At 39.9% G+C, this 25,686-nt stretch carries 13 protein-coding genes; 6 read left to right on the top strand and 7 right to left on the bottom strand.

Annotation, left to right across the window (positions count from 1 at the left end):
* Positions 1–2: 2 nt before the first annotated feature.
* From KO530_RS04860 to KO530_RS04850, 3 genes are read right to left on the bottom strand one after another with little or no spacing between them, the layout of a single operon-like run.
* On the bottom strand, positions 3–1,415 hold the full coding sequence (locus KO530_RS04860; RefSeq protein WP_216047286.1) for a CsiV family protein: 1,413 nt from the start codon (positions 1,413–1,415) through the stop codon (positions 3–5).
* Positions 1,412–4,903 carry a transcription-repair coupling factor gene (gene mfd, locus KO530_RS04855; protein ID WP_216047285.1) on the bottom strand — a complete coding sequence of 1,164 codons (3,492 nt, stop codon included), beginning with the start codon at positions 4,901–4,903 and terminating at the stop codon, positions 1,412–1,414. Before mfd ends, KO530_RS04860 begins: the two co-directional genes overlap by 4 nt.
* Entirely contained in the window at positions 4,903–5,505 is a 603-nt protein-coding gene (locus KO530_RS04850; protein ID WP_216047284.1) for a PilZ domain-containing protein, read from the bottom strand. The genes mfd and KO530_RS04850 overlap by 1 nt, the downstream gene beginning before the upstream one ends.
* 244 nt (positions 5,506–5,749) lie before the next feature.
* On the opposite strand from KO530_RS04850, the gene KO530_RS04845 reads away from it, so the two are divergent.
* A complete protein-coding gene (locus tag KO530_RS04845; protein WP_216047283.1) occupies positions 5,750–6,949 on the top strand; it encodes a lipoprotein-releasing ABC transporter permease subunit in 1,200 nt (399 codons plus the stop codon).
* 138 nt (positions 6,950–7,087) lie between these two features.
* A complete protein-coding gene (locus tag KO530_RS04840) occupies positions 7,088–7,651 on the top strand; it encodes a phosphoribosyltransferase (protein WP_216047282.1) in 564 nt (187 codons plus the stop codon).
* Positions 7,652–7,710: 59 nt separating this feature from the next.
* Here KO530_RS04840 and KO530_RS04835 read toward each other — a convergent pair whose 3' ends face one another.
* Entirely contained in the window at positions 7,711–8,364 is a 654-nt protein-coding gene (locus KO530_RS04835) for an energy-coupling factor ABC transporter permease (protein ID WP_216047281.1), read from the bottom strand.
* A complete protein-coding gene (xthA, locus tag KO530_RS04830; protein WP_216047280.1) occupies positions 8,365–9,174 on the bottom strand; it encodes an exodeoxyribonuclease III in 810 nt (269 codons plus the stop codon). It abuts the gene before it with no gap.
* 171 nt (positions 9,175–9,345) lie between these two features.
* Between xthA and recC the strand changes: the two genes are divergently transcribed.
* From recC to recD, 3 genes are read left to right on the top strand one after another with little or no spacing between them, the layout of a single operon-like run.
* Positions 9,346–12,705 (top strand): exodeoxyribonuclease V subunit gamma, encoded by a 3,360-nt coding sequence (gene recC, locus KO530_RS04825; RefSeq protein WP_216047279.1) that lies wholly within the window; start codon positions 9,346–9,348, stop codon positions 12,703–12,705.
* Entirely contained in the window at positions 12,702–16,358 is a 3,657-nt protein-coding gene (gene recB / locus KO530_RS04820; RefSeq protein WP_216047278.1) for an exodeoxyribonuclease V subunit beta, read from the top strand. The genes recC and recB overlap by 4 nt, the downstream gene beginning before the upstream one ends.
* Positions 16,352–18,232, top strand: coding sequence for an exodeoxyribonuclease V subunit alpha (gene recD, locus KO530_RS04815; protein ID WP_216047277.1), 1,881 nt, complete (start codon positions 16,352–16,354; stop codon positions 18,230–18,232). The genes recB and recD overlap by 7 nt, the downstream gene beginning before the upstream one ends.
* Before the next feature lie 47 nt (positions 18,233–18,279).
* On the opposite strand, the gene KO530_RS04810 is transcribed toward recD, so the two are convergent.
* Entirely contained in the window at positions 18,280–20,445 is a 2,166-nt protein-coding gene (locus tag KO530_RS04810) for a tetratricopeptide repeat protein (protein ID WP_216047276.1), read from the bottom strand.
* A 216-nt stretch (positions 20,446–20,661) separates the two neighbouring features.
* Between KO530_RS04810 and KO530_RS04805 the strand changes: the two genes are divergently transcribed.
* Entirely contained in the window at positions 20,662–21,183 is a 522-nt protein-coding gene (locus KO530_RS04805; RefSeq protein WP_216047275.1) for a hypothetical protein, read from the top strand.
* A gap of 177 nt (positions 21,184–21,360) precedes the next feature.
* Here the strand turns inward: KO530_RS04805 and KO530_RS04800 are convergent, their stop codons facing one another.
* Positions 21,361–25,653: a hypothetical protein gene (locus KO530_RS04800; protein ID WP_216047274.1), complete on the bottom strand. Its 4,293-nt coding sequence runs from the start codon at positions 25,651–25,653 to the stop codon at positions 21,361–21,363.
* Between the last annotated feature and the right edge of the window lie 33 nt (positions 25,654–25,686).

The raw sequence follows: 25,686 nt of genomic DNA, 5'->3' as shown, positions 1-25,686 counted from the left end.
GTTTATTGCTCTGTAGTTTTTTGCTTATCAAAAGAAGCGGGTAAATCATAACGTCTTATTTGAATAATCATTCCGAACATTGGATGGTCAAAATAGTGCACTTGATTACTAATCACACGACGTAATTGGTTAAACGGATAACTTTGTAAACGATCCGGTTTTGGTAACGATTCTTGTACCTGTTTTGCGGCCGCTTGTTCTCTAAGGTAAGCAGGAGAATCAAAGACGGGAGCACGAAAATCTATATTGCTATCGATATGCAGATACGGAGTACGCTGAATATAGCGTAAAAACACTTTTACCGTGCCATCTAGTTCCCAGATATCGTTCACATTAGTTGAAGTATTTATATCTTCAACTGAAGGCTCGTCGAGGATGTCAATAGTCGGCTCGTTAAATTCAAAATTTTCATTATTTAACGCTAGTTTTATTTGTTCAATTAAGTCTGCTTGCTGACTCGTTTGTGCAAGATCAATGGAGGTTAAATCAGCAGTGCTTAGATTGCTGTCTTGCTCTGTTAGTGATGATGTCAGCATATTGATTGAAGATGCGTCTAGATTTTCATCCGGAAGTCGATTTCCCGTTGAAGGATCATATTCTTTGCCGTAATTTTTGCCAGAAAATAGGTGAAGTGCAAGTCCATTATCTTGGCCAAAAAGCGTTTGTTGCCGCCATCCCATATGCAACAAAGTGGTTAATCCTCTCTGTCGGTTTATGTCTCTTGCCAGCTCATTTAATTGAAAACTGTCCGCAGACAATAATTGGGTATGGCGTAAACTGGGATCTTCAATATTACTGATTAGGGTAGGTACTTTTTCAATAAAAGGTTTAAGCGGTTTTTCATCAGGCAATCGACACAATAGTTTTTCTGGTAAATGTATCGGCTCTAACTGGAAATCTAATTGCCAAACATCCAAATAAGCTAAAGAGCCAGTGGCATTTGAGCCGTCTAACCCTGGGTTTGCAACCTCTTGGTTTGCATAAACCACAGTATCATTTGCAGTCTCGTCGCTGGAAAGTGTGAACTGAGTTTTATCAAATGCTTCGAATTGTCCAAAACTATCATCCATTATGATTTTTGAACTAATTTCTTGCTGTTGCTGCGAATCAGAGAAGCATAAGGGAAGACCAGTAAAAATTCCTTCTAAATCAGGATATAAATAGTCATACAAGTTTTCAAACCCGTGATTAGATGTTCCTTTTAGCAACTTGCCTGGAAATTTTTCAACAATGGATGCTGGGTCTATATTGCGTTTATAGATGATGACTTCAACGTCGAACCACCATTCTTTTTCTTGGCTATTGGCGACAAAACTCATCGACATAAAAAGCCAAGTTAAGATTACTAGACGCCCAGAAGATTTGCCTAGATTAAAACGCTTTTGTACAGAGAACAGATTTAGTTTACCTTTCATGCGGCTTTTACCTGACGGCTAAAATCATTCAGTAGGTTTTCGATAACGTCTATTCGGCTTTTGGCCGAATCATTGTTAATTATCACTTTCAATTTATCCGGACCTTCTAATTTAAACTTATTGGGTTTGGTTTGGATCATTCGGATAATGTATCCAGGTTCGATTTTGGTGGAGTCTGAAAATTCAATTACTGCGCCTTTTATTGTCGCATCAATTTTGTTAATACCAACAGATTTAGCTTGTAATTTTAATTCTGCGACTCGGACTAAATTTTTAGCCGCGTCAGGTAATAAGCCAAACCGATCAATTAATTCAATTTGAAATTCTTTTATTTCAGTTAGATTTGTACATCCTGCCAGCTTTTTGTACAAGGATAAACGGGTATTTACGTCACCGATATAATCCTCAGGTAACAATGCGGGGATGCGTAAATCTATTTCAGTGTGAGCTGATAGAGCATCATCTAAGGATGGTTCTTTGCCAGCCTTCAGCGCTTCTACCGCTTGTTCTAACATATCCATATATAACGAGAATCCAACAGTGGCGATTTGTCCAGACTGATCGTCGCCTAATAACTCGCCTGCGCCGCGAATTTCTAGATCGTGGGTGGCTAACGCAAATCCAGCCCCCAGATCTTCTAAATTCGCAATGGCGTCTAAGCGCTTTTGAGCGTCCTTTGTCATACGTTTAGGTGGTGGAGTAAGCAAATATGCATAGGCTTGGTGATGGGAGCGGCCCACACGTCCACGTAATTGGTGCAATTGGGCTAATCCTAGATGATCGGCCCTATCCATTATAATCGTATTTGCTGATGGCACATCTATACCGGTTTCAATAATGGTGGTGCACACCAATACATTGAAGCGTTGATGATAAAATTCACTCATTACTCGCTCAAGTTCACGTTCTCGCATCTGGCCATGACCAATTGCAATACGAGCTTCTGGTACTATTTCTGCAATTTCAGCTGCTGTTTTTTCAATCGTATCCACTTCGTTATGAAGGAAGTAGACCTGACCACCGCGCAAAATTTCGCGCATTATTGCTTCTCGTAATAATTCTTTACTACGCTGATGTACAAAGGTTTTGATAGCCAAACGTTTAGCAGGGGGAGTGGCAATAATGGATAAATCGCGCATACCACTCAATGCCATATTTAATGTTCTGGGTATTGGTGTCGCTGTGAGAGTTAAAATATCCACGTCAGATCTTAAGGCTTTAAATTTCTCTTTCTGACGTACTCCAAACCTGTGCTCTTCATCGATGATAACTAACCCTAAATCACTAAACTTCAAATCATCTTGCAATAACTTATGAGTGCCTACAACAATATCTACTTTGCCATTACCGATGCCTTCAATCACTTGTTTTTGGTCTTTACCGGTTACAAAACGCGAAAGCACCTCTATTCTGAAAGGACAGTTAGCAAATCGATCTTTAAAATTCTCAAAATGCTGTTGCGCTAACAAGGTTGTGGGCACAAGAATGGCGACTTGTTTGCCTTGATTCGCAGCTAAAAAAGCGGCTCGCATCGCTACTTCAGTTTTACCAAAGCCGACATCACCACAAACAAGCCGATCCATTGCGTTAGGACTGCCCATATCTTGAATAACAGCATTAATGGCTTGCAATTGGTCATCTGTTTCTTCAAAAGGGAAACTGTCAGCAAAAGATTGGTATTCTGGCCAGTCAATTTTATAGGCGAAGCCTGGTTTAGCGGCCCTTCGTGCATACACATCCAATAACTGCGCTGCCACATCTCGTACTTTTTCTGCTGCTTTTTTGCGTGCTTTACTCCACGCATCGGAGCCTAAGTTATGCAATGGTGCATGGTCTAAATCACCACCACTATAGCGACTGATTAGATGCAATGAAGCCACAGGCACATAAAGTTTGGCTTCTTTAGCGTATTGAATGGTCAAATATTCTGTGGTCAATCCGCCAGCATCAAGGGTTTGTAAGCCTAAGAAGCGTCCTACACCGTGTTCTAAATGAACCACAGGTTGGCCTTGCGTCAATTCAGCAAGGTTACGAATAATCGCACTTTCATCGGTAGCTTGACGTTTTTCACGTAAGCGGCGTTGACTAACTTTATGCCCTAACAATTGAGTTTCGGTGATAAAGGCTAGTTCGCCGTCAGCTTCCAATAACTGAAAACTGTGTTCTGCCAAACCTATCGCGATGCCAATAGGTTCATGACTGGCCAAAAAAGCATGAATATTTTCAAACGCTTTTACGGGAATTTGTGCTTTATGTAAAAGATCTAAAAGGCTTTCTCTTCGCCCTTGAGATTCTGCACAAAAAAGCACTTTTTGTCCTTTTTCTTGCCAGTTTTTAACGGATTCTTTTATGCTCGTCCAGGGCACTTTATTTTGATGCTTAATGGCTATTTCGCCAATATCATCGGTGGCTAAATTAATCCTTCCTGCTTTTTCTTCTAACTTTTGTCTTGAAAGATTTATTCGTGGCCATTGTTTGAAACCTGCAAAAAGCTCTTCGTAGCGTTGGAATATCTGTTGCGGCGGTAATAAGGGACGCGCTGGATTGTAACGGTGCTGTTCATAGCGTTCGTTAAGGTCGGCCCAGTAGAAATCGCAAGCAGATGACAAATCACCGTAAGTCATGATTAAGGTGTTTGGGTGCAAGTAATCGAATAACGTGGCTGTATCATCAAAAAATAACGGTAAATAGTATTCAATACCACCAGGCATAATGCCTTTGCCTACTTGATAGTAGATTGAATCTTTGCTGTTATTTGCTTCAAAGGTATCTAAATAATTTTCACGAAAGCGTTTTAACGCATCTTTATCTGTCGGGAACTCTCTAGCAGGCAATAAATTAATGCCCTCTACTTTATCGCCAGAGCGTTGATTGTCCGGATCGAAGTGACGAATCGAATCTACCTCATCATCGAACATGTCTATTCTAAAGGGTTCATTGCTGCCCATGGGAAACAAGTCAATAATGCTGCCGCGAATACTAAATTCACCATGCCCCATTACTTGATTAACGTGTTGATAACCTGATTTATTTAGATTGAGTCTAAACTCGTCAATATCTAAGGTCTGTCCGGTTTTTAATATCAATAGATAACGCCCGAGAAAATCCACGGGCGGCATTCTGAGCAATAAGGTGTTCACCGGCACAATAAAAATGCAGCGTTTATTTTGAGTCAGTTCAAACAATGTTTCTAAACGCTGAGAAATAATATCTTGGTGTGGAGAAAAATTATCGTACGGTAAGGTTTCCCAATCGGGTAGTAATTTAACGTCTAATTCATCATCGCCAGCACCGGCAAGAAAAAAATGTAGCTCTTTTTCTAGTTTTAAAGCCGTAGGAGTGTCTGCTGTCACCAATAGGGTAGAACCGGGGTTTCGTTTCGCTCCGTTAGCAATTGCTAGGGATAAACTACTGCCATGCATATTGCCCCATTGGATAATATTGCCGGCTTTTTGAGGTAACTCAGGGGTAAAAATACTTGTTATCATTAATTTGAATCATTGTTTTGTTGTTTCGAGCGGGCGCGAAGCTGTAATGTCTGCATATGTAAACTAGCTCTAACCAGTAATTCTTGGTCTTCTTCGCGGATACGACTAAAAAGTAGATAAATATGGTAATCATCACCAACAGGCTCTGCTTTGATTACTTCTGAATAACAGTAAACAGCGGCGGATTCTTCGGTTAAAAATATTTTAAGTTCAACTAAAGTCCCTTCTGCTAAAGGCGCATTGCGTTTTAATATAATACCTCCGCCACCAAATTCTACTGACACATAGCGGTGTTGCGGATCATCTTGTTGCTGCAGAATATAGGACATCATCAAATCTAATTTTTTGTTTTGATGATTTAGAAAGTCAGTTAAATCTTTCGCGTGTTCGCTGAGGTTGCGCAGCGGTCTAAGCGCTTGGGTGTCAATATTTGACATCTCTGCTGCAATTTTAAACGCATAGGGCATTTGACTCACTAATTCATCTAAACTTGGAAGTTGAAATCCGCCATTTACTGGGGTCATATTCACACTGAGCTGATGCTTTATGGTAAAAAACTCATGAAATTGAGCCATTTTTTGTTCCAAACTAATTGGATCCATGGTTTCCCCGTTTGATTAGGTTTCAACGCCATTATGGCAATTATTAAATTCTTTCAATTAAACCACAAAGACTCAGTAAGTCTTTGATTGTAGTTTAACAAAGTGATGCTATTTTGTTTCTTGTTTAGCTGATCTCAAACACGTATTATGCCAGTTTATCGTCCACAATGAATAGCCAAAGGGTAATTATTGTGTTCAATAGATATTGGTTTAATTAATTCCCCAAAAGGCTTAATACTCATATATGTCTTATCCAGTTTCCACTTTTATCGGCCTTAGATACGCAAGAGCCAGTAAAAGTAGTCATTTTATTGCCTTCATTAACTTATTTTCAGTGGTAGGAATCGCGCTAGGGTTAATTGCGCTAATCACCGTGTCTTCGGTAATGAACGGTTTTGAATTGCAGTTGAAAAATCGCATGTTAGGAATTACCCCTCACATAGTGGCAGATACCCGTGCGTCAACTCCTACTGAAATACAACAGTTGGCTGAAATTGAAGGTGTTGAGTCCATAACATCTATTATTGAAAGTGAAGGTATAGTGCAATCACGCCGAGGGATACAAGGAGTGCTACTGCATGGAGTAGACGCTGAATTTATGCAACAGCATTCTATTGTCGCTGAAAATATGATTTTTGGGCAGTTTAGTCAATTAAAGACGGGCCAATACAATATTATCATGGGCAGAGCTTTAGCCAGCAAATTGAGTATTCGCCCTGGTGATCAGATACGTTTGATATCGGCAGGAGCAAGTTCATATTCTCCAATGGGAAGAATGCCTAGTCAGCGGTTGTTTAGTGTCGTTGGACTGTTTGATTTGGCCTCACAATTGGACGATAAAGTGGTGTATATCGATATTCAAGATAATGCCAAACTATTGCGCAAATCAGTGGATAAATTGCAACAAACTCGTTTATTTCTAGATGATGCTTTTCAATATCAAAAAGTTGAGCAACAAATTGATCTGCCAACGGTTGATTGGAGGGTTCGACAAGGGCCCTTATTTGACGCCGTAAAAATGGAAAAAAACATGATGTCATTGATGTTGTTGCTAATTATTGCAGTGGCTGCATTTAACATAGTTTCAGCACTTGTGATGGTGGTCACAGAGAAAAGGGGAGATATCGCTATTTTGCGTACCCAAGGAATGCGCGGAACTAGCATCATTACTATCTTTTTGATCAATGGGTTGTACAACGGTATTAAAGGTACGGTCATCGGTTTGATTTGTGGGATCCTGTTGGTGACACAATTAAATACTATTTTAAACATTTTAGGGATGCCGATAGCTGTGGGGGATGGGCAAGGTTTGCCAGTTGATATTCGATGGCAGCAAATCGTTTCTCTGGTATTGCTATCCATTGGTTTATGTTTTGTTGCTACCCTTTATCCGGCATATAAAGCGTTAAGGGTGCAACCCGCTGAGGCACTGAAATACGAGTAAGGTATAAATTGAATTGGATTTCTCAACACTTTATCGAATGCTTTCGCTATAATTGGCAAAACATAGAAAAATCATATTCAAAAACACATAGGTTTTAACAGAAGTGCTTTTTGAGTATTTGTAAATTAAGGTTAATTAATGCAAAAAACGTATATTACTGCACAGAAATTGTTGGAAGACTCTTTTCGTTTGGCTGCAAAGGTGTATCAAGACGGATTTCGTCCGCAATTTATTGTAGGTATTTGGCGAGGGGGAGCTCCCATAGGTATCGCCGTTCAAGAATATTTTGATTATAAAAAAGTTGAAACAGACCATATTGCGGTGCGCACATCGTCATATTATGGAATCGATAAACAATCTAAAGAAATCAAGGTACATGGACTGCATTACTTGATTGAAAATGCTAATGCTAGCGATGGCTTACTGATTGTGGATGACGTTTTTGATTCTGGGCGCAGTGTAAATGCGCTAATAGAACAAATTAAAAAGCTTTCTAGGCTGAATATGCCAGAAGATATTCGTGTTGCTTGTCCGTATTACAAACCGGAAAATAACAAAACTCAAATGGTACCTGATTACTTTATTCACGAAAGTGATGAATGGTTGGTTTTCCCGCATGAAATCTCAGGACTGACTCCTGATGAGATCATTGAAGGCAAAACTGATTTGAAGAATGTTCACGACATATTGTTCGACAAATAAGTCGAAATTATATTTAAAAGGGCGGATAAATGTATCCGCCCTTTTTTAATCCTACTGAATTATTTACCTAGTAAGTAATGTTTATCATAAAAAGTATACACCCAGGTTGGTTTATAAATAACCAATATGGTCATTGTCCAACCATTGAGCATACCTTCAGACATTAGTAATAAAGGAATTAACAGTAAGTAAGAGTCATAAAGTGTGTCTGCGTCATAAATGCCATCCACATAATAATAGCCAGATAGTAGCAACATTTTTACAGCGATCATCGCCGCGCCAGCAATAAATGAACAGACAAACACATAGACAAAAAAGTGCCTAGGTAATTTGTGAAACGAAAAGTTATAAATCAAATAACTGGTGACAATGGGAATACTGATCCCCAATACACCATTGATTCCAAACATCTGCCAACTATCGTATCCGGCTACGGTAGACACTAGCAGGGTACAAAACCCTGCTAATAAAGCCCAACGCAAGCCTAACAGCAAGGTCATTGCTGTGAGCCACAAAAAATGTACATCCAATCCTGGCTCTACGCCTACACGGAAAAGCCATAAACCGAATACTGAAACGGACGAGCCCAGCACTAAATGTTGGAGCTTTTTATTGTGCTTAAATTGAACAAAAGATACTCGTGTTAGAACAAACACTATACCGAGTAAATAGATCAGCCATGCTGAGATTTGAAGGAAAGTTAATTCAAACATTTAAAACTCGTAAGTTGCCCAAATAGGTGCATGATCAGAAGGCTTTTCAATTCCTCTAAGTTCATAGTCGATTCCCGCTTCTTTTAGGTTTTCGTGTAACTTAGATGTGGATAAAATTAAATCTATGCGTAAACCACGATTATCATTGAATCCCTTAGAACGATAGTCAAACCAGCTATATTGCTCGCCGCCGTCAGGGTTTAATGTTCTGAAGCCATCCTCGAAACCCCAGTCAAACAGTGTATTTAACCATTCACGCTCCTCAGGTAAGAAGCTACATTTTTTCGTTCTTAACCAACGTTTACGGTTTTCTTCACCAATTCCTATATCCAAATCTGTATGCGAAATATTCACATCGCCCATGACAATGACATTTTCATCAGGTGAGTGATTATCATTTAAGTAACCCATTAAATCTTGGTAAAATTTACGTTTTGCTGGGTATTTGGTCTCGTGGGTTTGATTTTCACCTTGCGGGAAGTATCCATTCAGTACTCGCACACTTTCGCCGTTGGGTAATGGGTATGTCACCATAATCATTCGTCGTTGCGCTTCTTCATCATCTGTAGGGAATCCGTACTGCACGTCGCTAGGCTGTTCTTTACACAACATTGCCACACCGTAATGACCTTTTTGTCCGTGAAAATAAACGTGATACCCCATAGCGGCAACATCCTCTAAAGGAAATTGATCGTTATGCACCTTTATTTCCTGTAGTCCAATAACATCTGGTTGATGTTTTTCGATAAGCGCTTGCAATTGATGCAGCCTCGCTCGAATACCGTTTATATTAAATGATATAAATTTCATGTTTTTCTCATCGACTAAATTTTGCCGGTGATTCTAACAAACAAAGCTACTTAGTTGAAAATAAAGATAATCAGTAGTTTCGATAAAGCTGATATTTGTGTTTGCTGGAACTGGATTAAACGCGCTACCATGATCCTAATAAACATGAAAAAGTAAGGAAGAGGGTGTTGAGTGCTGCATTTAATTCAGTCAAATAAAATGGAAGTGTTACAGGCTGATTTGTTAGACAAGTTATCACCAAAGCCTTCTCAAAATTCACCTCAAGCACAAGGCAATTTGTCGGCGTTACTCGTCCCAGAAACTATTATTGTGCAAAGTCCAGGAATGGCGCAATGGATTAAAATTGCCATTGCCGAAACCTTAGGGGTAGCAGCCAACATCGAATTTCCACTGCCATCAAGCTATATTTGGCAGCAATATAAATACTTTTTTAATGATTTACCTGAAACTTCTGCATTCACTAAGCCTAATATGGTTTGGAAGTTAATGAGTATTCTCGAGGGCTTTTTAGACACGCCTGAATTTACTGAGATAAAGCTATATCTCAACGGGGACCGCGAGTTAAAGTTCTATCAGCTATGTCAAAAAATTGCAGATGTGTTCGATCAATATCAAGTCTATCGTCCTGAGTGGATTAATCTTTGGGAAACGGGTGAAAATAGCGTTGATGGTAGACTCATCACGTCACATCTTTGGCAACCAATATTATGGCGAGCGCTGGTGGCGCAGACTCGTAAACTGGGCGAATCTGTCTATCATCGAGCGAACTTGCATGCCCAGTTACTGCAAAAAATAGCAGAAAGTGAGCCGGCTAGGGGGCAAAAACCGCTATACGTATTTGGCATTTCTACTTTGCCACAGCAGCAATTAGACGTATTTGAAGCATTGGCTGCGCATCGCGATGTATTTTTATTCTGGTGTAACCCGAGTCAACACTTCTGGGGTGACATTGTGGATGAAAATACCTTGAGCCGACATAAATTAAAAGAAGGCGATACCCAATCTGAGCGCAGTGCATTGTTCGACGTTGGCAATCCTTTATTGGCGAGTTGGGGGAAACCAGGGCGTGATTACTTGGAAATGCTGTTGGCTAGCAGTGCAGAATCGAGTGATATATTTGTCGAGGTGCAACCTGATACGCTATTAAGTTGGTTACAACATGAAATGTATGAGTTAACAATGCGCGATACTCAACCGCCGTTGTCAGCCGATGAACTGTTAACCAATGGTGTGGAATTTCCAAAAATAGAGATATCAGAAGATGACAAATCGGTGCAAATTCATAGTTGTCACTCGAAAGTCAGAGAATTGGAAGTGTTACATGATCATTTGCTGAGCCATTTCTCGCAAGATGCACAACTAAAGCCGTCAGATATAGTGGTGATGATGCCCGATGTCGCAGCCTATGCACCCTATATCGATGGGGTGTTTGGTAGTGCGGAGTCGGATCTCTTTATTCCTTATGGAATTTCAGACCGTAATGCAGCGCAAGAATCACATATTATTGAAAGCTTTATTAATCTACTCAATTTACATCAGAGTCGAATAAGCCTATCTGAAATTTTAGTATTTTTAGAAATCCCCGCAATTCAAAAATGCTTTGATATTTCTGCCAGCGAATACGAAGATATTCGAGATTGGTTAATTGAAGTTGGTTTTCGTTGGGGATTAAGCGGCGATGATAAAACTCGTTGGGCAGTACCTGAAGAATCTCAGAATACGCTAATTTTTGCGCTCGAACGATTGTTATCTGGCTACGCCATGAGCGGTGAATTTTTGTTCACAGGTAGAGTGTCTGAAAATCTTCCAATTGCCCCCTATAAAGATATCGAAGGGCAAAGAGCTATTGCGTTAGGTAAGTTGTACCAATTTGCTTTGCTTCTGCAAAATGTGCTGAAATTTTGCTTACAAAGCGACACTTTAGATAACAAGGTACAACAAAGTTTGTCGTTCATAGAATTAATTTATTCAGTTGATGAAAACGAACAAGTCTATTTAAACCAATTGCGTCAAGCATTGGAAAGTATGCAAGATCATATAAACCAGTTTAATCAAGACGTTTGTCAGGACGTATTTGTTGCGGAATTGACACAGCGCTTGCAAGACAAAGGAGTAGGGCAGCGGTTTTTAGCCGGTAAAGTTAATTTTTGTACTTTAATGCCGATGCGCAGTATTCCCTTCAAAATAGTTTGTTTGTTGGGGATGAATGACCAGGACTACCCGCGGCAGACTGTGCCAATTGGCTTCGATTTAATGCGTGAAACCCAGAATCGCAGAGGCGATCGCTCCCGCAGAATGGATGATCGTTATCTATTTTTAGAAGCCATTTTATCAGCACGTAAAGAGTTATATGTCAGCTTTCTTGGTAATAGTAGTCGTGATAATTCAGAGCGTAATCCGTCTATTTTAGTAACCGAATTATTGGATTACTGCCAACAGGTATTTTGTGTAGCCGACACATTAAGCCTGCCGGTTGAACAGACCCAGCAACAACTAAGCAAGCATTTAATGCAACCCCATGGACTGCAGCCATTTTCAAAACAGTATTTTGATAAATCCAACAATTTACAGAGTTATCAACCAATTTGGTTAAAAGTACTGAATGCACAAATGTCTGAAAATCTAGATGCCCATTTTTTTACTGAAACCTTGCCAAGTCAACTGGAAGATAATGAACTCATTGTAGAATTGAACGATTTAATCGCCTTTTTCCAGAATCCGCCCAAATTTTTCTTTCGCCAACGTTGGCGCACCAGTTTGTCACTTTACTTTAATGAGTTAGTCGATGAAGAACCTTTTGATATAGATTCATTAACTCGGTTTCAATTAAACGACACTATTTTAGATAGTATGTTAAAACTTCAAATGGACGAAGAAGCCTTCCAACAACAGTTCTATCAGGATTATTTGGCACAAGGCAAGTTGCCCACCGGTGCTGCTGGCCCATTAAGTTTCAATCAAATTTGGCGCTCATCTGAGAGTCTACGTAATCAATTGATAGAGAATATTAAAGCCAAAAAAGCAAGCTTGGTAGAGGTTGACCAAGTCCTAGAAAACGGCTCTATACAAGGTTGGCTAAAACAGATCTACGGTACAGATTTAGTGTTATATCGAGCCGGTAAAATACGTGGTAAAGATATGATTGAATTATGGTTGAAATGGCTATGTTATTGCGCATCATCGGAGCGAAAAAGTGGTGTCGCTCGATATCTTAATATTGAGAAACCATTAGAATTGACTGTTGTACCTCAAGCCCAAGCAATAGAATATTTAAATATTCTATTCGATGTATTTGCCTCTGGTCTTAATAAACCCCCTTTGTTTTTTGCCAATAGCGCAAAAAAATGGCTGGAAACTCAAGATATAGATAAAACCTTAGCTGAGTTTAATGGCACTATTTTTAGCTCAGGAGAAGGTCAAGAGACCAATATTCATCGGGTGTGCCCTGATTTGTCAGCTAACTTTGCCGAATTTAAACAATTGAGCGAAATGGTTTTTGCGCCAATATTCGATTATAAGGTATCTAAATGAAGCAACTTGATACCTACAGCTACCCACTTTTAGGCGCTTCGCTAATCGAAGCTAGCGCCGGCACAGGTAAGACTTACACCATTGTTAATTTGTATTTACGCTTGTTGCTTGGGCATCAAAGTGAGGGCTTGAATTTAACTAAATCCGACCAGCGTCAAGGGTTGGGAGTAGAACAAATTTTAGTTGTGACCTTTACAAATGCAGCCACGGCAGAGCTAAAACAACGAATTCAACGACGTTTGCACAGTGCTTATTTGGACTTTTATCAAGGCCACAGTAGCGATGGTTTTATTCAAAAGTTAATCGATGATACGGCTGATATGGCTCTGGCTTGCGAAACCTTGCTGTTGGCCTCACGACAAATGGACGAAGCAGCAATTTTTACTATTCACGGCTTTAGTCAACGGATGTTGTCTGAACACGCATTTGCCAGTGGCAGTGTTTTTGACGAACAGCTAGAGTTAGATCAATCAACTTGGATTCAACAAGCAGTAGAAGATTTTTGGCGCAGTGAAATCGTGCCTTTGCCGGAAACTATGGTTCAGTATGTGCGTAGTATTTGGTCAGGCCCCGAACCTTTAATAAAGTCGCTGAGGGGGATTTTAGAGCGGGAATTCATTCCCAGTAAACAGCTTACGTTGAGCCATGCGAATCAATTATTAGAACAACTAATCGACAGTACAAACAGCCTAAAAAGCTGGTGGCTGCAGCATAATGTGTCGGCCCAATTGCAACAAGCTAAGCTCAAGGGCAATACTAAACTGGGTAAGCCAGATATCTACCGGGTAATGGATGATTTCTGTCAAAGTGATTCAGTTATCTGCCCGTTTGATAAAGGTTGGATCGACTTTTTTCCTGAAAAAGTGGAAAAAGCACGTTCTAAAACCAGTCCAGATTTAAGCGATTTAAATTTTAAGCGTTTTGAATTAACAGAGATGTTACGACATTCATTTGTGACAGCACTGCGTAATGCAGTTCAAAACACGGCACTTTTGCAAGTACGGAAAAATCTAGAAGCGTTTAAAGCGCGCACCAGCAAATTGTCACCCAATGATTTGCTAACTCGTTTAAATGATGGCTTGATAGGAGAAAATGGCAAAACCTTAGCCGATCTGATCCGCAAACAATATCCAGCCGCAATGATTGATGAGTTTCAAGATACCGATCATTGCCAATTGAATGTGTTTAGCCAAGTTTATCCACTGCAAGAAAATCCTGATTTATCCTATTCGTTAATCATGATTGGTGATCCTAAACAGGCTATTTATGGTTTTCGTGGTGCTGACATATACACCTATATTCAAGCTAAGCAGCAAATCGGCAATGAAAAGCAGTTTACGTTAGCGACAAACTGGCGCTCACAGCAATCTTTGGTCGAAGCGGTAAACCAATTGTTTGCAAAAAGCGATAAGGGCTTTTTGTTTGAACAAGCGATTCCATTTTTTCCCGTAGAGGCTGCATCTAAGTCCACTTTTTTGGAAGCGAATGAAAATCGGTATGCCAGTTTAAATTTCTATCATCTACATGGTGCTAAAGATGTTATTGGGAATAAAGATGCAAAGACTGATTTGGCCGGCCATACGGCAAATATTATTGTTGACCTATTGCAGCACGGTCAATTAAATGTACAAACAGAATTAGAGCAACTAAAACGCGACGTTGTAGCCAAAGATTGCTGTGTACTCGTTAGAGATCGTAATGAAGCAAACTTAATCAAGCAGGCATTGGCATCTCGAGGTGTAGACAGTGTGTTTTTGGTTCGCCATAGCGTGTACGCCACAGAAACAGCCATGGACTTGTATCGTGTACTAGATGCATTGGTCAACCCTTCTGACGAAAGGCGGATTAAAGCGGCATTGACCAGTGAACTAATGTGCTTCAATAGCGTAGAGTTGGATCAGTTATTTACCAGTGAATCAGCTTGGCAGCAAATAGTCGAGCTGTTTGTTACTTGGCAGCAACACTGGCAACGCTTTGGTATTATGATGGCGCTCAATCGAGTTATGCAGCATTTTCACGTGTTTACTGGATTAATGACGCATTTTAGCGATGGCATGCGACGTTTAACTGATCTAAGGCATTTAGTTGAAATGTTGCAGCAACAAAGTGTTATCACTCCAGGTGATAATCAATTGTTGTATTGGTTGGGGCATCAAATACAGCAGCCAGATCATAATAATGAAGCCCATCAACTACGTTTAGAAACCGACGGCAATTTAGTTCAAATTATTACCATTCATGCATCCAAGGGGCTAGAGTTTCCCTATGTCTTTGTGCCTTTCGGGTGTTCTTATAAACCCGCATCGGAAGCGCTATTTCATGATCAAGATTTTCACTTGACCATGGATTTTGAAAACACTCCTGAAAATTTAGAAAAAGCAGATTTTGAACGTTTAGCCGAAGATACAAGGTTGTTATATGTGGCACTTACTCGCGCTGTTTACAACTGTTTTGTTGGGATTTGGAATCCTGCTTTGGGAAAAAGCCAATCTGTTTCTGGATTATTTCACACTGCTTTAGGGAAATTGCTTTCGCTAGAAAATATTGAACCAACCAATAGTTTTATCGGTCAGCGAATTCAGAGCTTGGCAGAGTATGGTGATATCGGATACACCGCAGTGCATATTGAACCGGAGATATTACCGTACCGACCTGATAAATTAACTTTAGATACTTCCTTGGCAGTCAATATCATTGAAACGCCAATCGATGCTAACTGGCGGATAACGAGCTATTCTGCGATTGCTCGCAATCAATTTCATGTTGAGCATGAGCAACCTGGTACCGACGAAAGCGAAACCATAAATCAACTCGATTCAACTTTTTCAGCCCAAGAGGTGGAAGTGGAACTCGATTCTGCGCAAGATAATTTAAGTCGATTTGAGTTTACTCGAGGCGCGCAAGCCGGTTCTTTCCTACACGGCGTGTTAGAAAATATTGATTTTCAACAGCCTAGCCAGCTTTCTCAAGTGATTGAACAGCAACGCAGTTGGTTTGGTATTGATGAGCAGTGGAATGCAACAGTGGAAATCTGGCTAAAAGACGTGCTAAACACCAGTATTGTGCTCACTCATAGCAAAAATACTAACACGACTTTTACCTTGGCATCGTTAACCAAGGACCAAGTTTGTCCTGAAATGGAGTTCCATCTACCTTTAAATTCGGTGCAAGCAGCACCTTTTAATCAATTGATTAATAAGGTTTTTAAAACCAGTAAAAGGCAATATCAATTTACCCAATTGCACGGCATGCTAAAAGGCTATATCGACTTAACGTTTTGCTTAGATGGCCGTTTTTACGTTGCCGATTATAAATCTAATTACTTAGGTCCTGATTATGCTGACTATGCCGAAGATAAAATGCAAAAAGCCATGGTGGAGCACGATTATCATTTGCAGTCTTTGCTCTATGTTTTAGCCTTACATCGATTCTTGAAAAGTAAGTTAGCTGATTATGATTATGATCAGCATGTCGGTGGCGCATATTATTTGTTCTTACGGGGAATGTCAGAGCATTACCCAGGCAGCGGAATTTACTTCTATAAACCAGAGAAAGTCATAATTGAATCCCTTGATAAGTTGTTTCAAGGAGAGGAAATAGACTCTTTTGCTGCGCCACAAAGTACCAGTCAGGAGCAAATGGATTTATGGTAAATGGTCTTCTCGATACGCACTTTTATACTAATTGTGAGCGTCAAATTAGCGCTATGGGCCTTTCTAACCTCGATAGTGCTTTTGCGCATTTTATTTTTCAGCAGGAAAGCCATCTTAGCCAAAACATAGCGCTGCTTTCAGGTCTAGTGAGTCAACGTTTGAGTCAGCAACACAGTTGTTTAAATTTACATGAGCTTACTTTCAAGCAAATTAAATTACTCGGATTTTCGAGTATTAATGAGGTAATTGAGGCTATTCATGCAAGTTATTGTATTTCTTCGAACCCTGTTGAAGATCCTCGAAAACCATTAATATTCGCGCAAAATGCCATTTATTTGCAGCGATACTATCAATATGAGATGGGTTTAACCCAAATCATTCAACAAAAGTTAGCAGTAGAAACGACAGTGTCTAGCGACGTCGCAAGACCTATTGTTGATGAATTATTTAGTGCTCCTGAGGGGCAAAATCAAACCGAAATCGATTGGCAGAAAGTGGCGGTTGGGATTGCAGCGACACGTAATTTTAGCCTTATAACCGGAGGGCCCGGCACAGGTAAAACAACCACAGTTGCCAAGTTATTAGCCTTGTTGTTTGCCCTTCAACGCGCCAACGGAAAAGAGCTCAAAGTACAACTCGTTGCGCCAACGGGCAAGGCAGCAGCACGGCTGACTGAATCTATAGTGTCAGCGCGAGAATCATTGCCGGATAACTACAAAACGGGATTAAATCTACAAACCAGTACAATTCATCGACTATTAGGAAGTCAACCGGGACAAATTGAATTTAGGCACAATGCGGAAAATTTATTGCATGTGGATGCATTGATTGTTGATGAAGCGTCGATGGTAGATTTACCATTGATGTATAGGCTGCTTAGTGCGATTCCCATCAACACAAAAGTCGTGTTGTTAGGAGATCACAATCAACTCTCTTCGGTTGAGACTGGCAGTGTTTTATCCGATATTTGTCACTCCGCGTTATTGGGTAAAGCATACCCTGAATATTCATTGCATACCGCGCAACAGATTATTCGCATTTGTGACCAAAATATTCCCCAACGACCTGAAAGTCGTGGTACTAGTCCCATCGCGGACTGCTTAGTTAAATTGCGAAAAAGTCACAGATTCTCGTCAGAAAGTGGAATCGGTTTGTTGTCGGAACAAGTTATTGAAGGTGATGCCCATGCTGTTTTATCGATACTCACTGATACCGAACAAGCTACCTTAACTTGGCATCAAGATGGCAATGTACAAGTATTCGCGCGGCAATACGCTAGTCAATTAAAAGCCTATTTTTTGTCAGTAAATCAAGGGGATTTGAAACAAGGTTTCAGCTATTTATTAAATCAACAAATTTTATGCGCCCATAAATCCGGTGAGTGGGGAGTGGATAACATCAATTATCAAGTTACTCGGGAATTAGATCGTCAGGGTTTTATTTCAATGGATGAAAAAGACTACATAGGCCGACCAATAATGTTAACCCGTAACGATCATAATTTAGGATTATTTAACGGTGATGTGGGGATAGTAATGCCGGATCCTGAAAATCGAGAATTAAAAAAAGCGTGGTTCAAGACCGCAGAAGGTGGTTACAAAGGTGTATTGTTAAGCCGGTTGCCTGAACATCAACCTGTGTATGCCATGACCATTCACAAGAGCCAAGGTTCTGAATTTAATCAGGTATATCTGTGCTTGCCCGACGTAAACTTAAATCCGTCAGCCAAAGGATTAAGCCGAGAATTGTTTTATACTGGCCTTACCCGTGCACGGGAAAAGTTTGTGTTATACAGTCACAAAGAGAGCCTGCAAGCTTGTATAAACAATGTCTGTTTAAGAAGTAGTGGCTTGGCGCAACGCTTGTCAAGTTAGGTTTTTTAGTGCTATTTCGGGCTAAGAGTTAGCACGATGAAGTTGTCCTAAATATCGCTAGGAGGAACTATCCATAAGGGGTTAGGTGTGCGCAATTGTGCTTTAATTTGCGATTGATACTTATCCCTTAGTTCACGCATATCTTGTTGTTGGTTTTGAAATTCAGCAATACTTTTTATCTCATCAAAAATAGGATCGATAAAAGTCATTATATAGCCCAATGATCTCATCCGTTCTAACCATTTATAACTCTGTTGATGGTTGCCGGTAAGAGTGGCAAACAAAATACGTTGTTTTATTTCATTTAAGTTACTTACTTGTTGAGTGGGTTTGTTAGTTAAGTATTCTTTTAGCATACTTAACAGTTGCTCATTATTTTCTCCCAGTGCTTGACGAGTTTGCGCAAGTGCAATTATAAAGTCTGCACTTGCCGCACTTTCGATGGGCCTGTCGAGCAACTTATAGGCCTCAATATAAGCGTTCACAATTTGGTTGGTTTTCTCATAGTCACGTAAATAATATAAAAACCATGCAATATCTGTCATGTCTGTGACTTTTGCTAACTGTTCGGCCGCCAATCCTAGATTATCTGTGTAAATGCCGTGCCAGACTTGGCTAGTAGGACTAGCGTTATACCAAAGCGCATGCTGGTATAAGCCGACTAAATTATATAGCCTAGCTAGGTTTCTGTTGATACTCGTGCTTTGTTGGTTAAGGGTATAGGCATTTTGCAACATGCTATGAGCCTGCGAATAATTCCCACTTTTAAAAGCAAGATCGGCTAAAACACTGTAACCAAAAGGTTGGGTAGGGTGCAATCGCACTAAGTCGTCGCCAATGATTTTGCTGTTCACTCTATCGTCAACGGATAAATAAATACGCGCAAGATTACTTAAAATATTGTTAGAAAGTGGATCCAGTAGTCTCGCTTTTTTGTACTGCTCAATTGCTTCATCGAGCTTGCCTTGTTCCCACAAAATACCGCCTAAAAGAAAGTATGCATTAGCATAATTATGATTCGCCTCAATGGCCTGTGTCGCATATTGTTGGGCTTGTTTGATGGACGCGGCAGTATTCTTATCTTTTGCTAGGTATGCTGCACTTGCTAGCACTTCTGCAGAATTAGGCGCTAACTCAAGTGCTCTGGCAACTAATGGTGATGCTTTGTCTCGGGATGCTTGTTTATCTAAGCCGGCATAAGCTTCCATCAGCAAATAAGTGTCTGATAAACCTGAATAGGCATGTGCAAAATTTGGATCTAGATCAATGACCTTAATAAATTTTTGAACTGCTAGGGCTAGACTTTCTGGCGAGCGTAATTTCTGATTTTCGCGGGCTTGCAAATAAAGCTCGTAGGCTTCTAAAGACAAGGTTTTATCAGAATCTTTTAACGGCACTACGGTTAACTTTCCCTTGAGTTGTTGGGTTATTTTACTGGCTATTTCGTCTTGTACTGCAAATAAATTTTGCGCTGACAAAGGACGATCATAGGTTTCAGACCAGATATGTTCATCAGTTTGTGCATTGATCAGTTGAGCTGTGATGCGAATAGTATTGCCAGATTTACGTATACTTCCTTCTAAAATATGTGCGACTTTCAGTTCTTTAGCAATCTCACTTACGGTCGAATCTGTATCCACAAAGGCAAAAGATGAGGTGCGCGATACAACTCGTAAGCCTTTGATACGACTTAATAGGTTAAGTAATTCCTCAGAAATTCCATGCCCAAAATAACCCTGATCATTGCTTGCTGAAAAATCATCAAATGGCAAAACGGCAATCGACTGAGTCGCAGAGCTGGTAACGACTTCAACATTTGCGTTGCTTGTTTGCTGAGTGATTTCTCGGTTTTCATCGACTAATGTGTTTTTTCCTAAATGCATCCACATCAGCGTGATCAGTCCAGCGCTAATTACCCCAGTTAATGTAAAAATAGTAATCGTATTTTTAGAATTAGCCGCTTTACTTAATGCGGGGTTTTTTGCGGTACGAACCAAACCTTTAGGCGTAAATTGAAAAATCCAAGCGAGTAAAACCGCGATAGGAAAGCCAATTATCACTAGGATTGTTGCGATCGTGTCAAACCAAGTTGGTAAGTGTAATGCGCTTTCCAACACCACGGCTAATTGCATGACTAACCAGCCAATGACAGCGTAACCCGCTATGACATTGAATACATTGCGTCGTCTTAACTCAGCAATAAAGCTACTCATTCAGTTTCCTCTTAACGATGATGCCTTGCGGATCTTAAAAAAAACAGTTTTTTCAAAGTATAAACCAAGCTGTTTAAAAAATATGCAACTATAGAGATTACGTGTAAAGTAATGATGTTCAAAGTGATTTATTGAAGTATTGGATAAGTATTCGACTAAATATTTCCGTTTATTTAAAAAACAAATAGATAAAGAAGGAATAAAAGGAAAACAACCATGACACTCAATACCGTCTTAAAAAATTTACACCCGATAATGCGACAAAAAGTACAAAATTTGATTACGCATCTGACACAAAAAAATGTTCCGATTACACTCGTTGAAGGATATCGAACGCCAGTTCAGCAAAAAGAGCTGCACGATCAAGGAGCCCCCGAAAAACCTTGGATGTCCCTGTTCCAATATGGTGTTGCCTGCAAATTTGAATTATCTGTTACAAATGATAGCGCGCAGGGCGAGAACGCTGACAATAGCAATTACTGGGGGCAATTTACTGAATTTGCCAAAGCTGAAGGTCTTGAAACCAGTGATTCTGATAAATCCCAACTGCAACTTCCTAATATGAATGTGAAAACATTAATTAAGGGACAGTATCCCGAAGGGGGAGATGAAAGTTGGGCAAATAACCTAGAGCTTCATATCACTTATTGGACTGACTATCCTAAGCCACCTGTACCAAGGATGGGAGACGAACCTATTTCGCATTTAAGTGAACGGGATGAGAAATCCACCCAATAAAGAGCTGCAATCCACAGTAGACTGAAGTCGGCAGAGTTTGCGCGTTTTTCGTGTTTTATCGCTAACTTATGCCGCTCACCAGCCGTTAGTGGAGTGCGCACACAAAAGCTGTCGCTAGCCTTTATTTATCCATTGTTTCGATTTTTATATAGTGCTCAATTATTGGCTACATAGACATTAATCTTTCATTTGACCACGAAGCAGATTGGCACTATTGGTGACACTGGCAATAGTGCCTAGTACGCCAGCCATGGAAGCTGCAATGATGTAAATAGATTCGCCTGAGGTAAGTGCGATACCTCCAATAATTAAAATAATAATGACTCCCAACGGCAGTCGATAGCTTTTCCACAAACCTTCTTCACCGTGTTTAACCAATTGGTTTAGAGTCGCGTTAGTTTCTGCATGCAAGATGAAATGGCTAAAGCTACGATTAATAACATCGATATTGCCTTTGCGCACAGTAATCAGACCGTTAAGGGCAAGATGTTCAATCATTTGGGTATTTGCAGGGTTTAGTTTTTGACGTTTAGCCAAATTAAGCAGAGCGAGTTTCTCAGCGCTGGAGCAAGATTCCCATTTGAAGCGGTATAATGCCTCTGCATTAAGCAATATGTAATTGATGGTACTCCAGCGGCTTTCAATGTTGAGTTGTTCATCTCGTTTCCATATGTGCGCCCAAGATTCTAGTTGTTCTGATTGTTCAACTTCTTGTTGTAAAAATTGTAACTCTGGAAATGCATCCACTTCTTCCTTCAACATTTGCCAATCAATGCCTTGTTTAAAGCTTTCAGGAATTACCACAATGAAGTCCATTAAACATTCTGCCCAAGAAATGTATTCGGCATGATCCAATACGCTGCTTTGTTCTAGCATTAAGGGGTCTTTCATTTTGACCCGTTGCAAGCTGTGAAAACCAGTGTAAATGGTAAAACTATCTAATTGACCGGATAACGTCAGTGATTTAATCTCCATGATTAAGTCGAGCAACAATTGTCTAAATTCACCTTTTTCTAAGCAGGTTTCAATGTCCCAAATTTCAACCGCGATCTTCTTAGGATCTTGATTGATAATATTCAGTTTTAAATTCGGTAAAAAGCTACTTTGTTCACTGAATTTTTGTAAACAGGGACTGAGCGAAAATAATTTTTCAAATCCTGCTAAAAGATGGTTTGCTTGCATGTCGTTTGCAGCAACCGCCGACTTAAGATTCATGCTGCGTAACAGAAGTGACAAGCCAATGCCGTTTAATTTTATCGTGTCACATTCAATTTTTAAGTTGTGACTGCGTTGTTCAAAATGCAATGTCTGCACTGAACTTGTCATTCTATTGATATGCTGCAAAAAACGCTCAGGGCAATACAGACGATTCCACAATAATTGGGTGTTGAATCTAAACCATGCCCAAATAATCACAGCAAATAGCGCAGTGTAAAATACAATTGAGCTGATCAGCCCGCCCGGCATTTTATGGGAATAGCTTCGAAAATCAGAGTCGGGTTGATAGCTGGCTGCAAGTTCTCTATCGAGAATATAAATATTTATCCATTGCCATAAATAGGTGGCGCCAAAAACAGAACTCAAACTAGGGTAATCGTCTGGGTGGATTTGCGCAGAGTGATTCTGACAATCCCCATCTTTACGGGTCAAACGTGCTCGCCACTTTGGATCTAAGGGCAGTAAATTAGTGGGCGTAATTCGAGTTGAAGTAATAGAGTTGGGGTAGCGACTTAAGCCAATTGAATTGACTTCTTGTCTTTCGTAATTAAGCCAATTACAAGCCAGTTGTTGATAGTGAAAATCTAACGTTTTTTCTGGTGTGCTAGCCGTTTTTTGTAGATATAAAAAGTGAATCCCTACCGCGATAAGAACCGCAATAATGAGTCGTTTGGAGCCACGTTTCGCTGAATCCAAAGTGCAATCGTTCAATTCTTTGTATGGAAAACAAAAATGATTGTAACAACCGCGATATACCAAGATAGTCGCAATCAGTAAACCAACTATGGGTAACCAAAGTGACCAATTCAACCCATTCCCATGGCTGAACAGCGTGTCGATATTATGACCTAAGAAGTAAAGACAATAACTTGTGCTAAAGAGCACCGAGCTAACCAACATGACTAACCTAACATTGAGTTTGGCAGGTAATTTGAGCTTTTCTTTTAAGGTACTTGTCCAAACAAAATGGCGTACCGAATATATTCCTATCACCATCAAACCAATGATGACTGCAAATGTGGTCATCACATAAAGAAATTGGTTCGTCATGAAAGTCTGCAAACTATCATTTGGATAAAATACGACTATTGCCCATTTGTCTATTACCGTACTGGAAAGAGCAAATCGACCACTTTGTCCGTGATAGGTACCTTCAATGAGTTCCCTGCCTAATTCAGGATAATGGTCTAAGCCAGCTTTGAGCCATTTACTCAGTGCAGAGCGGTTATCACCAGAGAAATACAAATTTTCCACTAATGAGCGACTAGAATCATTATGAAATATAACGTCACCAGTGCTGCGATCTACCACCATGTAATTAAAATCGTATGGGGGAGATTGTCCCAGTGACATTGAAGGTAATAATACATCTGCGGCCAAAATGTAATCATAGGTTTTGTCACTATCAGCAGACGAAATTGGCATTGAGATTGTGGTACCACGAGTGCCATTAGTGACATTTAATAAACGCTGAATATATACATTCTTAAACGGGCCGGAAGGCGCATTTTTTTCTGAGGGTTGAATATCAAGATTAGATTGATTTGGGGACTCATTATTTTTAATCGCAGAGGGGATCCTGTCAATATCCCAACCTTTTTGATCTCTGACTTTTTTATAATAGTTTCGGTGCGACAAATTAAAGGTTGCCGGTAGTGCGTTACTCTCTTGAAAGTTCAGAGAAGGAAGCACTGAGTTACCTTCTTTGTTTATCGCGAATGCCGATAATATGGTATGCGATTGATCTTGAATAAAATCAGGAGTAACCGAGGTGTTTAACGATTTCTCTGCAGTTAAGTCAAGTAGTTGATTATTAGAATAGAAATCCAATATGACATGATCGGCTTTGTTAGATCTATACGCATTCAACATCACATTTATCGCGTGATCATCGAATGTTACTTTTAGAAAATTGGGGTTTTCGGGGGCAACCGAGCAGTTATACGTTATCGGATAAGTCTTATTGGGGGTACTTGCACTACCTGGTAACCAATATGCTGGGCGGCCTTCAACACAGGGTGTTGCATTAAGACTTAAAATTGCTTTTTTCATGGATAAGTTGAAGGCTTCTAGATCTTCACTTTTGTAATTATCATAAGGTTGTGAATTTTCGGAAAATAACGAAAGTGTCGCTAACATCTCGCCATAAAACGTTTTGTATTGTTCTAAGCGGCTGAACACATGATTAATATCTTTACGCAGTTTTTGACCTAAATAATTAGCGTATTCTGAGGCTATTTGATCTTTTTCTAATTGTAATAAAGACTTCTGCATGTAACCTAAAGTTAAGGCTAAAATTACGATAAAAAAAGCATAACTCGATACAACGGTTAATGAGCGGTATGAGCGAGTAATAGATTGGTTTTTGGGCAGTAAATATAAACGTAGAAGACACCACATGAACAATAAACTGACCAGCGTGACAACCAGCAAAGAAAGGTTCCAATCATTGTTTTCTCTGTTGCTAAGTTTACTCTGTGGTAGCAGTCCAACTAAATATAGTTTGTCCAGTTCTACCATTTTATTCTGTGCACCGTCTTCTGAGGTTTCTGACAGTTTTTTTAATGGAATTTCCAGCGCGAATGGAAATACAAATACACGGAAATCACCATAGGATATTTTCATATCCACATGATTGCTGTAGCTTGGAAGGGGCGGGTTAGTGTCGCTTGCTGCCGATTTTTGAGATTCACTAAAATTAAATTGGAACTGTTTGTTTTTTTGTTGGATTTGTTGATTGATACTACGTAATTCTACGATGGAGATTGTGCTTTCATCACCAACGGTAGCAATGACTTTTCCTTCTTTATCTGCGAATAAATATTTGCTAAATCCTTTTTTCGGATTTGGAAGAATATCTTCAAAAGACAATTCCGCTTCGAACTTTTCATCATTAGCGTCTAGATCTGCACTGACGAGCAGAGTTTGCCCCGCAATTGAATATTTAAACCCATCTGCTTTCAAAAGGTTTTGTTCCGAATTGGCTTTTCGGGTATAACTCGGGAGTAGGGACCGTATGGAAGAAACACCTTCTTTATATCGGTGCATACTATCCAGTTTATTTAAATTTTCTTTAAATTCATTGGAAGCTTCGTAAAGCACTCTATAATAATCATGATTAGCGGTGCGATCTTTTTGATTTAACAGAGCGTAGTAACCCAGTGCTGCAAAGATCAGCAGAATCAAAACACCGTACACCCAGGTTTTTTTATTGGGGGCGGCAATAGTAGATTTCACAGTTTCCAGTGGCATAATATTTTTCCCTAATAGGATAATTAAGCTATC

The organism is Aliiglaciecola lipolytica (assembly GCF_018860635.1).
Taxonomy (GTDB): domain Bacteria; phylum Pseudomonadota; class Gammaproteobacteria; order Enterobacterales; family Alteromonadaceae; genus Aliiglaciecola; species Aliiglaciecola lipolytica_A.
Note: the sequence above shows the minus strand (reverse complement) of the source record. Positions and strands in the feature narration are given on the sequence as shown.